Source organism: Phormidium sp. CCY1219 (assembly GCF_055795085.1).
Genome location: NZ_JAYFEQ010000443.1, coordinates 1 through 15,053, shown reverse-complemented (window position 1 = coordinate 15,053; position 15,053 = coordinate 1). Strand labels below are relative to the sequence as shown.

11 protein-coding genes and 1 riboswitch are annotated in these 15,053 nt (G+C 52.6%); of the genes, 8 read left to right on the top strand and 3 right to left on the bottom strand.

The window, feature by feature from the left end; all coding sequences use genetic code 11:
- Positions 1-631: 631 nt before the first annotated feature.
- Entirely contained in the window at positions 632-2,797 is a 2,166-nt protein-coding gene (locus tag AC0QH1_RS10455) for a DUF4139 domain-containing protein (protein ID WP_324631028.1), read from the bottom strand.
- Between the two features lie 158 nt (positions 2,798-2,955).
- A complete protein-coding gene (locus tag AC0QH1_RS10450) occupies positions 2,956-4,071 on the bottom strand; it encodes a saccharopine dehydrogenase family protein (RefSeq protein ID WP_324631027.1) in 1,116 nt (371 codons plus the stop codon).
- A gap of 274 nt (positions 4,072-4,345) precedes the next feature.
- A riboswitch (cobalamin riboswitch) is annotated at positions 4,346-4,492 on the top strand.
- A 503-nt stretch (positions 4,493-4,995) separates the two neighbouring features.
- Here AC0QH1_RS10450 and metE point away from each other — a divergent pair.
- Both metE and AC0QH1_RS10440 read left to right on the top strand, forming a co-directional pair.
- Complete coding sequence (gene metE / locus AC0QH1_RS10445; protein WP_324631026.1) at positions 4,996-7,242, top strand: 5-methyltetrahydropteroyltriglutamate--homocysteine S-methyltransferase; 2,247 nt, start codon at positions 4,996-4,998, stop codon at positions 7,240-7,242.
- Between the two features lie 408 nt (positions 7,243-7,650).
- Positions 7,651-8,106, top strand: a complete 456-nt coding sequence (locus tag AC0QH1_RS10440; protein ID WP_324631025.1) for a hypothetical protein — start codon at positions 7,651-7,653, stop codon at positions 8,104-8,106.
- A gap of 142 nt (positions 8,107-8,248) precedes the next feature.
- On the opposite strand, the gene AC0QH1_RS10435 is transcribed toward AC0QH1_RS10440, so the two are convergent.
- Positions 8,249-8,443, bottom strand: a complete 195-nt coding sequence (locus tag AC0QH1_RS10435) for a hypothetical protein (protein WP_324631024.1) — start codon at positions 8,441-8,443, stop codon at positions 8,249-8,251.
- Positions 8,444-8,747: 304 nt separating this feature from the next.
- Between AC0QH1_RS10435 and AC0QH1_RS10430 the strand changes: the two genes are divergently transcribed.
- The 6 genes from AC0QH1_RS10430 (at position 8,748) to AC0QH1_RS10405 (ending at position 14,982) form a co-directional block, all read left to right on the top strand.
- Positions 8,748-9,455, top strand: a complete 708-nt coding sequence (locus tag AC0QH1_RS10430; RefSeq protein WP_324631023.1) for a FeoA family protein — start codon at positions 8,748-8,750, stop codon at positions 9,453-9,455.
- Between the two features lie 162 nt (positions 9,456-9,617).
- A complete protein-coding gene (gene feoB / locus AC0QH1_RS10425; protein WP_324631022.1) occupies positions 9,618-11,984 on the top strand; it encodes a Fe(2+) transporter permease subunit FeoB in 2,367 nt (788 codons plus the stop codon).
- A 10-nt stretch (positions 11,985-11,994) separates the two neighbouring features.
- On the top strand, positions 11,995-12,228 hold the full coding sequence (locus AC0QH1_RS10420) for a FeoC-like transcriptional regulator (RefSeq protein ID WP_324631021.1): 234 nt from the start codon (positions 11,995-11,997) through the stop codon (positions 12,226-12,228).
- Positions 12,229-12,468: 240 nt separating this feature from the next.
- Complete coding sequence (locus AC0QH1_RS10415) at positions 12,469-13,461, top strand: methyltransferase domain-containing protein (protein WP_324631020.1); 993 nt, start codon at positions 12,469-12,471, stop codon at positions 13,459-13,461.
- Between the two features lie 99 nt (positions 13,462-13,560).
- Positions 13,561-14,181: a Uma2 family endonuclease gene (locus AC0QH1_RS10410; RefSeq protein ID WP_324631019.1), complete on the top strand. Its 621-nt coding sequence runs from the start codon at positions 13,561-13,563 to the stop codon at positions 14,179-14,181.
- A 294-nt stretch (positions 14,182-14,475) separates the two neighbouring features.
- The gene (locus AC0QH1_RS10405; RefSeq protein WP_324631018.1) at positions 14,476-14,982 is read left to right on the top strand and encodes a TrmH family RNA methyltransferase; all 507 of its coding nucleotides are present in this window, start codon (positions 14,476-14,478) and stop codon (positions 14,980-14,982) included.
- The last annotated feature ends 71 nt before the right edge of the window (positions 14,983-15,053 follow it).

Genomic DNA, 15,053 nt, shown 5'->3' with positions numbered 1-15,053 from the left:
AAGCATCCCCTTCTTGTCGCCACTTTTCGAGCGACCCCTAATCGGTATTGTTTTGGCCATCCATTCGGCTGCGACGCAAAAATCACCTCTTGCATCTGCTTCTAGTAGCCTCTCCTACATCCCCAGCCCTTTTTCGGCCTATTCCTAGGCTACCACATTTTTTCACTTAACCACTACCATGCTCCACTTTTTTAACTTTTCTTTACTTCCAGCGCCTCTTTTCCGTTCCCTCTATTCATTTCATTTCTTCCTCCTACAGTTCATTTTTTGTCTACCGTATTTTTACCTATATCGCCAATCTTTTAGCTTTGATTAATTCCAGTAATTTACTGGAATTTTGAGTCAATATACCCTCGCAATCGCCGATAATTTTAGCCAGATAACCTGCTGCATTGATTCTTCGGATCGGTCCAAAAAACGCCGCCGATTCTGTGGCTGCGGCGTCAGAGAAAACCGGGAAACTCTCTATAAACTGGCTTCATTCTCGGCGGTTTCCCCCGATTAGTAACTCGTTCCCAGGCGTAACTCGTTCCCAGGCTCCTGCCTGGGAACGTCCCTCCCGAGGCTCCGCCTCCCCCCCCAATAAATGCGATCGTAAAGGTTTGCACCCTTGCGTATTTAGAAACTGGCATTATTCTCGGCGGTTTCCCCCGATTAATTCACTATCTACAAAAGTCTTAATCGTGTAATTCGCTTCTAGGGTCATTTTCTCCCGGGGCGGAACTGCCACTTGCCAGCAATATCCGCCTTTAATCGGTTGGTTGCGTTCTTGCTGGGAATAGGGTTCCCACGGGGGAGACACCCGGTCGATTTGCAGGTCTACTTTGGCATTTTCGTCGGGAATCGGGACCCGTTCTCGCGCTTCTATTTTAGCCTCTCGGGGCAAATTATTCGCGATTTCAATGGCGATTTTATGGCGCAATTCATTAAACGCCACCAAGGTTTCGCCCGATCGCATTTCCCGATAAACGGTGTTGCGCGCCACTTTAATTCCCTGTTCCACGCCTAATCCCAATTCCATCTGTCCGCGCGGCGCTACGGTGGCGATCGTGGTGGATAAAATATACTCCCCATTCACATAAACATCCGTCGGTCCGGCGAGTAAAGGGGCATCTAAGGGATTGCGAAGTTGGGCGATGCGAAATACATTGGTATCTTCGCGCGGAACCACCACATATTGCAAGTCGATGTCGGTGCTGTTCTCGCTTAAAGCGACGGAGTGAAATTGTCCATCTGCGGGCACGTCAATTCTTCCTTGTGCTGCATAGGCATAATCGAATGAACCGGCAGCCGTTCGCAGGTTCACCCCACCGGGGGGTAAGCGAAGATTCAAGCAGCGTTTCGCTTGGGAAATGGCGCTTTCCACCACGGCAGAAACGTTAAAATCCAGGGTAATGTTTGCTGCTTGAAGCTGTTCTAGATAAATGTCTTTTTGCGGGGCGATCGCCAATTTTCCTCGGGTTTGGCGATCGCTGGGGTCTCCCAGGCGCATCAACCCATAGGCTAATTCTACCGTGTCGCGGGTTTCGCGATCGCGCAGGGCCTTGGCGGGGGCGGCGGGTTGACTTTTCATCCCTCGTCCCGCCAGTTTTTTATGGGAGGCGGGTGGTCTTCCTGCTGTCGGCACTACAGGTGCCATTGCAAGCGATCGGTCTATTTGCTCTTCTTGCTCTGATTCGAATAGTTCTTCAAAGTCTTCTAAATCTTCAAACTCCATCTCCTCCACCAGCGCTTCCAACTCTATGTCCCCCAGTTCAAGTTCCACCTCATCCTCCTGGGTGGATGTTTCCAGGGGCGCGGGGGGATGCAGTTGGGGTAATGTGGGTAATGAGGGAAGCGATCGTCCGGCTTGCGCCGGGGGTTTTTGGCGATCGTAATCTTCAAATAAGGTCTCTGCGCCCGCCGGGGGTTTGCGCCAGGCCCTTGTTGCCAGTGGGGGTTGCGATCGGCCAATTTTCAATACATTTAATTGGGGTAACTCGCACCAACTTATTGGTTGCGCCGTAGACAGTTCCAATCGCACGCCCTTCCAGTCTTCCCCCGATCGCTGACAAATAAATGCCCGCACCCCAATCTGCGCCCGATTGCTGGCACTATCCAACCGACAGACATAACTGGGAGTCCATCGCGCCCCGGGGACGAAATATTCCAGAATTAACGATTGCCCCGGTAAAGACCTTTGTTCTCCCTGGGCACTCACGGTGACGATCGCGCTTTTGCGAAGTTCGTGGGGTTTGGCTTTGCGCGCGTTAGAGGCGGCGTGTTGTTTTGCCTGCAATTCGCGCAATCGTTCTTTCGCCTGTGCCAGTTGTGCCGCCACTTCTCGCTTTTCCCCCAAGCGCGCGCGCACCTGGAAGTCGGTAAAGGTGGCTAAACTCAACCGCGCCGCCAGGGGAGAGGGTGGCGGCGCTTGTCCCAATTCCACCAGGGGGCGATCGGGCACGTCTAATTGATAAAATGCCTGGATTTCTTTGTCGATTAATCCGCTTAAATCTTCTAGGCGCAGCACATCATAGCGCGCTGCGGCAATCTCGTCCTCTTGCTCAAACGGCGCAGTTTCCTCCCGGGGAGGTACGGTTAACGCGATGCGTACATCTGTGGCCACAGCCACCTCGCCGCTTTCTCCCGCAACCCGCACCCGGATGCTGGCGTCGTCCAGGGCGAGGGGCAGTCCCGCAATCTCGACGCGCTGCGCCTGTCCCTCCAGGTGGGGCAAGGGGGCAATTCGCGTCACTGTGGCTCCCGCCGCATACAGTTTCACGGCGTCGATTTTAGAACTCACTTGTGTGATGGACATCAGCTTTCCACCGATTTAATGGTTCATCTATTTTATAGCGAAATCCACAGAAATGCGCGATCGCCCCTGCCCCGGTTTCCTAACTCCTCTAACTCGTTGCACCTGCTGGTCACGCCTCCCCCGAGAGTGATATACTCACAGAGCCGTGCTCTCCCATGTTAAGTGTCAATGCTGAACTCTCGATAAAGCTTCATGTTCCGACTGGCCATGATTTGTTTGAATAAATCCGTGGGCAAAGCTTGTTCCACCGGCCACACCCCCGGGCGATCGAGCTTGCGATCGAGCATCATTTCGGCAATACTGCCAGTGCCGATGCCGGTTGCCACTGCCGCACTTTCATGTAGCGTACTGGAACAAAAGGTAGCGGGCTTACCCTCTTTCATCCCACTGACTGCAGCGCGCACGGCGACCCCAGTGCCGCTAAAATTATCGGTAATTGAGGTCATAAAATAGCTAACTTGAGATAAAAATTCCACCACAGCGGGGTTTTTAATCCAACTTGAGGGCCACAAGTGAGCCACCATCCAGGTTAAATGGTTGTAAAAGTCTGGGGCAGTGCCGAATTTGGTCATCGCGGTTTGCACCGGAAAGGATTCGGGCAAGGTGAAGGCTTCTGGCATGTCAAACCAGTAAACGCCTATTTTACCATAAGGTGGCGGAAATTCCACGGTTTCGCGATCGCTGTAGGGATTCACCACTTGCCATTTTCCGTCTTTCCAAACCTCAAACGGCTGTTGCAACCCTAAAAAGGTGGTTCGCATCACCGTGACTCCCGCACCACCAGACCCGCCCACAACATAACTTAAATGGATTTTGTCGGCGCGGTCTAGCTGTTCGACCCCTTGGCGGACTAAACTATTAGAAATCCCCGGAAAAATGCCGGTGTTGACAATGGCGGTGACGCCTGCAGCTTGCGCCGCTTCTTTTAACGCCAGTACCCGTTTGGTAAACCCTCGATTGTCGCTGACGTCGGTATAGTTGACCCCGAGTTCGATGCAGGTTTGCAACACCCGCCCATCCCGGTGATGAAACGGTCCGGCGGTATGAACCACTAAATCGCGATCGGCGATCGCCTCGCGCAGTCCCGTCTCATCCGCCAGATCCAGCGCCCGATACCCCACGCGCTGACCCATTTCGTCGCTGACACGACGATCTGGATTCTCCTCCCGTCCGGTAATCGTAATCTCCGCATCCGGGCAATAAGCGGCAATATCGCGGGCAACTTCGGTGCCGATTCGTCCCCGCCCCCCAATAATTAACACAGTCTTGGTCATGGTTTTACTCTCAAATGGCAACACTGTCGAGTTCAGCATGTTTCCGGTCTGAGGAACATCTACACAAAGGGTGAATTCTGGCTCTATTCCCCCTTCGTTTGCCCCCCACGCCCATTTTATGCGCTCAGGAAATCCGGGGCGCAACCCCAGGGGTAAAGTACGCCCGGATGGCTTGATTTTGGGCGGATCGACTCAGGAGACAGGGAAATGGGCTATCGCCGGAAATTTTTTTTCGCGGTTTGACTCAAATTGCCGAGAGTTGTGATAGGATATCAATTATCAAATCAAGATCGGTTCCAACGGGGGTCAGCCGTTGGAGGAAACGGGGAAAGTCCGGTGTGAATCCGGCGCTGTCCCGCAACTGTGATGAGACGCTTCGGAGTCTCTTAGTCAGGATGCCCGCCGATCGCGAACAGTCGTATTTTTCATCTGCGAGGTACGGATGATGGTTCATGCAGTATTTTTCCGAGCGAGATTGGAGAGCGATGGCGCTCTCGCCTTAGATATAGGACTCAATCGAATAGCAAGCTCCTCCGAGCGAGCGGGAAATCACGGCACAACGCGGGACTAACGCGCACTCGTCGGGAATGGAAAGGGCGATCGCCATCTCGGTTGGCGGTTGCGGATGCAATGAAGTATCCCCATCTGGCTACGTCATGTAGCCGATCGGGTCAATCCGCGCGGCTGAAAACGCCCGCCAGCGGGAGAGGGCTGAACCGAAGCGCCCTCCGGTGGGGTTGCCCTTGAATGGGCAACCGAGCGCGCGATCGGCATCCATTCCGCCAGCAGATTGGCCATTTAACCTCCCCATAGGGCTGCATCGGGCAGCCGATGGGCTAACTTTGTGCTGCTTCAAACTCATCGAACCCGACCTCACGCACGCAGTTGATTTTGGCAACCTTAAATTAGGACATGGCAACCACGATGACGATACAAACCGAAACCCTAGGCTATCCTCGGATGGGTAAAAAACGGGAAGTGAAAAAGGCACTGGAAGCCTTTTGGGGTGGCAAATCCGATGAAGCCACCTTGCGGCAAATCGTGCGAGATGTAGAAACCGCCAACTGGAAAACCCAGTTGGCGGCGGGCATCGATCGCATCGCTGTCGGCGACATGAGTTTCTACGATTTAATGCTCGATTGGAGCGTGCGTTTGGGCATCATTCCCGATCGCTTCCGCAACTTATCCGGAATAGAGCGCTACTTTGCGATGACACGGGGCAAAGATGGGATTCCGGCGTTGGAGATGACCAAATGGTTCGATACCAACTATCACTATCTCGTCCCAGAAATCGACGGAACCCTGCAACCCCCAGACTTCAGCGACTTTATCGCCACCGTCAAACGCGCGCAAACCGTACTGGGCGATCGGGTCGTCCCGGTGGTCATCGGACCGCTGACCCTGCTGCGCCTGAGTCGATTAGACCTCAGTCTCGAACAAGCGGTAGAGCAACTAACCCCGCGCTACGTGACCTTGCTCGAAGACCTAAAAAACTTAGGCGTCGTTGAAGTCCAAATCCACGAACCCGCACTGGTTTTAGGCGATGCCGACCAATTCCAACCCCTGTATGAGTCAACAATTGCGGCTTTTGCCAAGGTGGGATTGCCCATTCACCTCGTCACCTACTTTGACGACTTAGGCGATACCTATCCTTGGGCGATCCAACTGCCAGTGTCCGCCATCAGTCTCGACTTCACCCGGGGGAACAACCTGGAGTTACTGAAAACTCACGGGTTTCCCGCCGAGAAACGCTTGGGCGTGGGAATGGTCGATGGGCGCAACATCTGGAAAGTGCGACCGGAGGCCACTTTTTCTACCTTAAAAGCGATTCAAGGCATCACTTCTAATATCAGCTTGCACCCTTCCGCCTCCCTGCAATTTGTTCCCTACGATGCCACCCTGGAAACTCAACTGCCAGATCCCCTGCGAAACGTTCTCAGCTTTGCCGAACAAAAGCTAGGGGAAGTGGTGTTCCTGGGTCAGTTCCTGGCGGGAGAAGACACGGCGGCACAACAATCCGACCTCGAGTCGTGCTGGCAGGCATTTGCCACTTTTAATCCCGGGAATCCGGCGGTGCAAGAGGAGCTGCAGAAGCTGACCGCGAAGGATTTTGAGCGATCGCAGTCCTATTCCTTGCGAGTGTCCCAACAGGTGAAGTTGCCCCCCCTGCCCACCACCACCATTGGTTCTTTCCCGCAAACCAAAGAGGTGCGGCAACTGCGGGTGAAATATAAGCGCGGCGAGTTGACCGAAGCCGAATATCAAGCCGCGATCGATGCCCACATTGCCGAATGCATCAAAACTCAATTAGACATTGGGCTAGATGTGCTGGTACATGGGGAATTTGAGCGCACCGACATGGTAGAATATTTCGGTCAGCAGCTTGAGGGCTTTGCCTTCACCGTACATGGCTGGGTGCAGAGCTACGGTAGCCGTTGCGTGCGTCCGCCCATCATCTACGGAGATGTGTCTCGCCCCCACCCGATGACCCTGCGCGAATACCAGGTGGCGCAAGCTCTCACCGAAAAGCCGGTGAAGGGAATGCTCACCGGACCGGTGACGACTATCAACTGGTCTTTTCCTCGGGCGGATATTTCCCGCCGCGACCAGGCATTTCAGATCGCTCTGGCATTGCGCCAAGAAGTGGCCGATTTACAAGCAGCAGGCGCTCGGATTATTCAGGTGGACGAACCGGCATTGCGCGAAGGATTGCCCCTGAAAACCAAACGCTGGAGCGAGTATCTGACTTGGGCTGTGGACGCTTTCCGGCTGTCAACGGCGATCGCGCAACCCCAAACCCAGATTCACACTCATATGTGCTACTCCGAGTTTGGCGACATTATCCGTGACATCGAAAATCTGGATGCGGACGTGATTTCTATTGAAAACAGCCGCAGCAATAACCGTACTCTGAAAGAGGTCACGGAAGCAGGCTATTCCCATCAAATTGGTAACGGGGTGTATGACATTCACTCCCCGGTGGTTCCCACTACCGACCAGTTGATGCAGCAGTTGAAATCGGGCATCGCCAATCTCCCCACGGCGCAAATCTGGGTGAATCCCGATTGTGGGCTGAAAACTCGCCGCTGGGAAGAAGTGGTTCCCTCCCTGAAACACATGGTTCAAGCCGCACAATTGCTGCGTCAAGAACTGGAGTCGAACTCGAAATAACCGCGATCGCGAATCGAGACTCTCCGGCGTCGCTGTCGCTAAAGTGAGGAATCGAGGGCCATTGCAACCATGACGATTCAGTAACGTCCTCAGGTCAACAATCCGGTTGTCTCCCCCTTTCTCTACTGAATCGCGACTCTCGGATGTTTCTGGCTTGTAGAGACGCCATAAATGGGCGTCTCTACAAGCCACCTATCAAAAAGGCTGGTAACGCATCTAGTTGAATGGGGTAGTAAAATTTCGAGGTAGAGACACGATAAATCGGCGTCTCTACAAGAGTAGTAACTGCTGACACCATTCAGCTAGATGTAATTGGAGAAGGGCGATCGCGGGTCGCCATTCCCGATATGTGCCGTTAATTCTTTATTGTGGATCGGCTTATGTTAAATGTTGAATTCTGAATGAGCCATGTCAAAGCATAAGTTAAACTGGCAACAAGAGTTTATTGCCACCAATTTAGGGGCGATCGCATACAATGCTTGGGCCGGCTATCTCACCGGACATCGCGGTGTGGTCATCTGTAGCACGAATAATCCTACCATTGGGATAACCGGTGAAACCTTTCACGCCTATTTTGTGGCCCGCCCTCGTCTGGCTCCTTTCCTGAATGCGTGGCTGGCTGCCCCAGATACCGTGATTCTCCAGCATCACTTTATGAATGCCCATATTCTACAAGCCGTGGATAGCTATAATCCCGATACGGAAGTAGTGTTTTTACTGGAATCGGGCAATGATGTCACTTTCTTCTACCTGAAAAACCTACCCCTGACCCCACCTGTATGTTACGATCGTATCTGCACAGAATGGGAAGAATTCCCACCGCCATCCATCCCTTTGAAAAAAGAGCAACTCAGGAAACCCTGACTTCACACTCCACCCCACCAGTTGAGAACTCTCCCGGAGTGTCGATCGACAAGGGGAAGCCCATTCCTCCGGTTTTGACCACATTGGCTCGGCGAACCAAGGCAATGATTCACAAGGCGATCGACATGTTCGGAAACGATCGCTAGTTCCACTGGGGTTGTGCCCGGTCAATCCGCTCGAAAACGCACCTCACGAAGTTGCGGAGGTGCGTTTTGGCGGCTTTATCCGCTTCGCCTGCTGCGGGGTGAGTGCGATCGGGGGGACACAGATCTGCATCGAACAAGGCTGGTTCCCAACCCGATTGGGAATCGAGCATCAGTAGGTGGGCAGAATTCACGGTTCAGAGCGAAGTCGTTATTCCCTCAAGCGGGGGAATCCCCTTTTTCTACTCTAACGTTAGAGATGCTCCGCACCCCCTCGAATTATTATTGTAGAGACGCGATAAATCGCGTCTCTGACAGGGAGTCAAGTCCAATTGGAAACTATACATAAATACTGATGGCTTCATTCAGGCTGGGGATAATCCACCGTTGAGCAGTCTAAAGAAAATCTAAAATTTTTCAAAACCGATTGCCATAGGTCTCCGTTTGGCTCTAAAATAATTGATAGTAATTTTCATTAAGGCAAAGGAAGTAAATCGGATGGATCGTCAGTACGAACAGGGAGACCACTGGATTTCAGGCGGCAAAAAGCTTGCCATGCAAAGGTTTGGGTACTTTGGTGATTTGGGGACTTACGAGCGCTACGAGTATGAAGACCGGAGCTTAGCTAAAAAAATTAGCATTAACGAGAATGAGGATCGGGAAGAGGGTACCTTTTCCTTAGCAACGGCAAAAGTGGGCGTAAGCGTTCGGATTGTTTCGTTAAACTGCGGTTCGGCGAACACCAGGCTGATGGGGATGGGATTGATGCCGGGAGTCGAACTACAAGTAGTGAGGAACGGGGGAAGCGGTTCGGCGATCGTGGCACTTCAGGAGCGCCGTTTGGGCTTGGAGGCAAAAATGGCGCAACAAATCCAAGTGACTCGAGCGGATTCTCCCATCGAGACCAGCATAGAAACGATAAAAAGGAAATTGACAGCGATGAAAGAAACCACGGGAAACGGTACGGTCAAACTGCGCGACGCAGCGATTGGTTCGACGTTAAAGGCGATCGCCTACGCAGAAGGGGTCGGCAACTACAAACGTAAATTGCTAGCAATGGGACTCACCCCGGGGACAGAATTTGTAGTCAAGCGTCATGCCCCCTTAGGCGATCCCATCGAGATTGAGGTTCGGGGGTTTCGTCTGAGTTTACGCAAAGCTGAAGCCGAAGCCTTAATTATAGAACCTGTAGAGGAAGTGAAATGAGAAGCGATCGCACCGATTGGATTGCGCGGGAACCCGAAGAATGGCAAAACCACATGATTCAATGCCCGAAGGGAGGTTTCTCCGCACGTTGGCAACTCGCCCGGTGTGACCGTTGGCTGAAGCCGAAGCCTCGATTGTAGAACCAACATCAAAAATCAAACGATGGAACATAAAACAATTGGATTGGTTGGCAACCCGAACTGCGGAAAAACCACAGTATTCAATGCCTTAACCGGCGCTTCTCAGCACGTGGGGAACTGGCCTGGTGTGACCGTCGAACGGAAAGAAGGGAGCTATCGCTATCAAGGCAAAAACATTAACGTCACGCACCGCATTACCGTAGTCGATTTACCCGGCGTGTATTCCATCGATGCCGGAAACACGACCACCGGACTCGACGAATTGGTAGCACGAGACTATCTGCTTTCCGGGGAAGCGGATTTAATCGTCAATATTATAGATGCCTCCAACATGGAGCGCAATCTCTACCTGACGACCCAGATTTTAGAAATGGGCGTACCGATCGTCATCGCTTTCAACATGATGGATCTGGCACAGAAGCGAGAAATTCACATCGATCTCGAAACCCTCTCCGAACGATTGGACTGCCCAGTGGTGCCGATCTGCGCTCACACGGAATGGGGAATGACTCACTTATGCGATACGATCGCCTGGATGCTGGCGCAACCCACCATTCCCCAAAGCTATGTTGCCTATCCGCCGATTATCGAGTCAGCCTTAGCCGAGTTGATTCCGGCCCTGGAAGTCCAACCCGTGAAGTCGGCCAACGTTCGCTGGTTTGCCCTCAACTTATTGCAGTATGACGATCGCCACCTTCCCGAATTAGGCGCGGATCTATTGCGATGCATTGCCAAAAATCGTCATTGCATTCACCAAACCTTGGGAGAAGATACCGATTTGCTGATTGCTGACAGTCGGTATAGCTGGATTCAGAATATCATCGACGGGGTGATACAGCGAACCCATGTAGTCAAACAAACCGTTTCCGATCGCATCGATCGCGCGGTTCTGAATCGCTGGCTGGGTATTCCCATCTTTCTGTTTGTCATGTACCTGATGTTTTTGGTCTCGATTAATCTCGGGGGTGCATTTATCGATTTCTTCGATATCGGCGTCGGCACGATTGTCGTGGGAGGAACGGCGCATCTGTTGCAGCTTCTTCAGGTTCCCGGTTGGCTGATTGGTTTGCTCGCTGATGGCGTGGGCGGGGGAATTCAAACCACGGCAACCTTTATCCCCCAAATTGGCTTGTTGTTTATCTTCTTGGCACTTCTGGAAGACTCCGGCTATATGGCGCGGGCAGCGTTTGTCATGGATCGGTTAATGCGCTATATGGGATTACCCGGTAAATCCTTCGTACCGATGATGGTGGGATTTGGTTGCAATATTCCGGGCATTATGGCCACCCGGACTCTGGAAAATCGACGCGATCGCCTAATGACCATCCTGATGAATCCGTTTATGTCCTGTGGGGCGCGTCTGCCCGTGTACGCCCTTTTCTGTGCCGCCTTCTTTCCCACCAACGGCCAAAATATCGTGTTCGTGCTCTATATTCTGGGTATTCTCGCTGCCATCTTTACCGGATTGGTGATGAAAAATACCCTGTTTCGGGGAGAGGCAGCCCCCTTTGTCATGGAGTTACCGCCCTATCACATTCCCACGCTTAAAGGGGTCTTGATTCGCGCGTGGGAGCGGCTGAAAGCCTTTATCACCAGAGCCGGCAAAATGATTGTTATCGTGGTCGTGATTCTGGGATTGATTAACTCCGTCGGCGTAGATGGCTCTTTTGGCAAGCACGACAGTCAAGACTCTATTTTAAGTGCGTTTAGTCGCACCGTGACTCCCGTCTTCACGCCAATGGGCATTCAACAGGAAAACTGGCCGGCAACCGTGGGTTTGTTTACCGGCGTTTTTGCCAAAGAGGTGATGGTGGGCACGATGGATTCCCTCTATACAGAACTTGCCGAACAGGAAGCCGGATTCAGCGAGGAACCCCCGGAACCATTCGATTTCTGGGGCGGTATTGGCGAAGCTTTTGCCAGCATTCCGGCAAACCTGGCCGATTTGACCCATCAAGCACTCGACCCGCTTGGCGTAAGTATTTTGAACGATACGGCAGACCCACAAGCTGCCGCACAAACCCAAGAAGTCCATTACACCACCTTTGGACAAATGGCGATGCGGTTTGGCTCTCCGTCGGCGGCGATCGCTTTCCTGTTATTCGTCCTCCTATACTTCCCTTGTGTCTCGGCGACGGCTGCAGTGTATCGCGAAACCAATCTCGGCTGGACGATTTTTGTGGCAGCTTGGACCACGGGACTCGCCTATTGGGTGGCGGTGTTCTACTACCAGTTTATGAACCTCAACGAACGTCCGGTTAGCGCGATCGCCTGGTTGGTCTCCCTGTCACTGGTGATGTTCGCGACCTTGGCGGGACTGAAACGATTTAGCCTCCGCCATCGGATCGACTCAACCCGCAGGAAAACTGCAAAGGCGTTGCAACAGTAAATGGAGGGAAATGTCAATGATTTTGCAAGAGTTGCAACACTATCTGCGCGGACGCCGCGCTACGACCCTCGCCGAACTCGCCGCACACTTTCACATCGCTCCCGATGCTCTGCGCGGAATGCTCGATCGACTCATCTGCAAAGGACGAATTCGCAAGCGAGAGAGCAAAAAATGTGGTGGCTGTCATAGCTGCGCCCCAGAAACCTTGGAGCTTTACGAGTGGATCGACCCCTACCTCTCCTAAAACCCTTTTTCTGCGATCGTGACCTCCCGAAGCTCCCCCCGTGACTCCCAATCTCCGGCGGGAGTACGAATAGCCCCCCAATTCATCGGCGGTTGGGGGGCACCACTTTTGGATCGTTACGAGATTCTCTCCTACTGTATGTGTCCGTCTAAATTAAAATCCGATAAAACCCTACTGCGTTACAATATCTTGTACAATTGTAATATTTATCACCACCAACAATTATCGGACTAGATTTGGATGAATTTGTTTTTTCTTGCTCTTGCACTCTTGTTGGGATTGGTGGCGATCGCGATTCTCCTGTATCTGCTCACCGCCCGCCGCTATCAATCCGCTGACACGGTGGCCAATTCTTACGACGAATGGACCGAAGACGGCATTTTGGAGTATTACTGGGGCGAACATATCCACCTCGGTCATTATGGCTCACCCCCGCAACCCAAGGACTTTCTCACCGCCAAAGCGGATTTCGTGCGCGAAATGGTGCGCTGGGGCGGTTTAGACCAATTACCCCCCGGAACCACGGTTTTAGATGTGGGTTGCGGCATTGGCGGTAGCAGTCGCATTTTAGCACGGGAGTATGGATTCTCCGTTACCGGGATTACCATCAGTCCCCAACAAGTCCAACGCGCCACCGAGTTGACCCCCCCAGACCTGGATGCGAAATTTCTCGTGGATGATGCGATGGCTATGTCTTTCCCCGATGCCAGTTTTGATGTAGTCTGGTCGATTGAGGCCGGCCCCCACATGCCCGATAAAGCCGTTTTTGCCAAAGAATTGCTCCGGGTTGTCAAACCGGGCGGGATTCTGGTCGTGGCAGACTGGAACCAACGCGACGATCGCGAAAAACCGCTCAATTTCTGGGAACGTCCGGTAATGCGCCAACTCCTGGATCAGTGGTCTCATCCCGCATTTGCCAGTATTGAGGGTTTCTCGGAACTCCTGGAAGATACCGGTTTGACTGAAGGGAAAGTCATCACCGCCGATTGGACCGCACAAACCCTTCCCTCTTGGTTGGATTCGATTTGGCAAGGTGTTGTGCGACCAAAAGGATTGATAAAATTCGGCCTCGCCGGTTTCGTGAAGTCCTTGCGAGAAGTGCCCACACTTCTGCTGATGCGCTTCGCTTTCGGTGTGGGCCTGTGTCGCTTCGGTATGTTTCGCGCCGTGCGTGCTGATTCTACCGCAAATTTAAGCGATCGCCCGGAAGCTGTTGCCACTGAATCTTCCTAACTCACGCCAATCGCAGGGTTTATCCCTGCAGGCGATCGCCTGCAGGGATAAACCACAATTCACTCCTATTTTACTGGTGTTCTCAGAGGACTGGCAACTATGACAAATACCCTGAATACCCCCGACGCGGTGCCATCTCAACTCATGTCCTTCGAGGAGTTTTTTGACTACGATGATGGCACCGAAAATCGCTACGAACTAGAGGATGGGAGATTGCGATTGATGCCCACTGAAAGCGAGATAAATCGCCGGATTGCATCGTTTTTGTTTGCCTATTTTCTCCAGTTGGGAATTCCCTTTTATCGCTTAAGTATGGCGACAGAAGTGGCGGTGAGTGGAACGCGATCGACCGTGCGCCTCCCCGATTTTCTGGTTCTCAGCGAGGAATTGGCGCAAGCGTTAGATGGAGCAACTCGTTCGATTGTCATCCTGGATATGCCTCCCCCACAGTTGGTGGTGGAAGTGGTTAGTCCCGGCGAGAAAAATGCACAGCGAGATTATCGTTACAAGCGCTCCCAATACCAAGCGCGGGGAATTGCCGAATATTGGATTGTTGACCCGATGCAGCAGAAAATTACAGTGTTGAATCTGGTGGCGGGACTGTATGAGGAGGCAGTATTTTCGGGGAATGAGGTCATCTCTTCGCCGCTTTTATCAGAAGTGGGCCAACCGTCACCGTTGACGGCGGTGCAGGTGTTACAGGCGGGTACAAGTGGCTGAATTCTCATCCTTTCCATACATTGCACAAATTGCTTTACCGAGCTGCCTCGGCCTGCGATTTGGCGGCCTTGCCTGCAAGACCTCACCTTTATCTTAGCACATAAGACGCCGCGCGCACCGCTTGCCTTAACTTTTTTTTCCGAAGAATTGGCCCAGGCAAAAACCCGCCATAGTGGAGCCATGCACCCACCTGACCCCAGTCTTCTGTGGCGGCGTCATAATTGAGTCTGGGGAAAGCCAGAACGGGTGTGATAGACTAGAATACACCACGCTTCCAGGATCGAGGGGGTTAAAGTGAGTCAATCTGCTTCAACGCAACCGAAATGGCCGTTCAAAGCCGCTTGTCCGGGAAAATTTCCGGCGATTCTCATGTACGATCCCCGGGATCCGTTCAATGTAGGCGCTGCGGTTCGCGCCGCTTCCTGTTTTGGAGTGTCCCAAGTTTGGATAACGGGCCAGCGTTGCGCTAAGTCCATCTGGGCGCAAAATCGGATCCCGCGCGAAGAGATGAAGGGTTTTGCGGATGTGGATATTATCCTGGAGGCCCGCCCCTTAGATTATTTCGAAAACGCCGTTCCCGTGGCGGTGGAATTGTTACCGGCTTGTGAGAACCTATTGGTATTCGAACATCCGGAAAATGCCATCTATCTGTTTGGACCGGAAGATGGAAGCGTCCCGCAAAGCGTTCGTCACATTTATCATCGGCGGGTGTTTATCCCCACGCGACATTGTACCAATCTGGAAGCGGCTATTTATTTATTGCTTTACGATCGCCTCGTCATATCATGTCCGGTCGATTGACCATAAAACCGGGCGATTGAAATCGCGGCTACACAGGCAAAGTCCACCTTCGTGGACTTATTCTTTTTACG

What these genes read in the sequence shown, in the direction of transcription:
- metE (WP_324631026.1), top strand. Translation starts at nt 4,996, where the DNA reads ATGACGATACAAACCGAAACCCTAGGCTATCCTCGGATGGGTAAAAAA.
- AC0QH1_RS10420 (WP_324631021.1), top strand. Translation starts at nt 11,995, where the DNA reads ATGTCAATGATTTTGCAAGAGTTGCAACACTATCTGCGCGGACGCCGC.
- AC0QH1_RS10440 (WP_324631025.1), top strand. Translation starts at nt 7,651, where the DNA reads ATGTCAAAGCATAAGTTAAACTGGCAACAAGAGTTTATTGCCACCAAT.
- AC0QH1_RS10410 (WP_324631019.1), top strand. Translation starts at nt 13,561, where the DNA reads ATGACAAATACCCTGAATACCCCCGACGCGGTGCCATCTCAACTCATG.
- feoB (WP_324631022.1), top strand. Translation starts at nt 9,618, where the DNA reads ATGGAACATAAAACAATTGGATTGGTTGGCAACCCGAACTGCGGAAAA.
- AC0QH1_RS10415 (WP_324631020.1), top strand. Translation starts at nt 12,469, where the DNA reads ATGAATTTGTTTTTTCTTGCTCTTGCACTCTTGTTGGGATTGGTGGCG.
- AC0QH1_RS10450 (WP_324631027.1), bottom strand. Translation starts at nt 4,071, where the DNA reads ATGACCAAGACTGTGTTAATTATTGGGGGGCGGGGACGAATCGGCACC.
- AC0QH1_RS10455 (WP_324631028.1), bottom strand. Translation starts at nt 2,797, where the DNA reads ATGTCCATCACACAAGTGAGTTCTAAAATCGACGCCGTGAAACTGTAT.
- AC0QH1_RS10430 (WP_324631023.1), top strand. Translation starts at nt 8,748, where the DNA reads ATGGATCGTCAGTACGAACAGGGAGACCACTGGATTTCAGGCGGCAAA.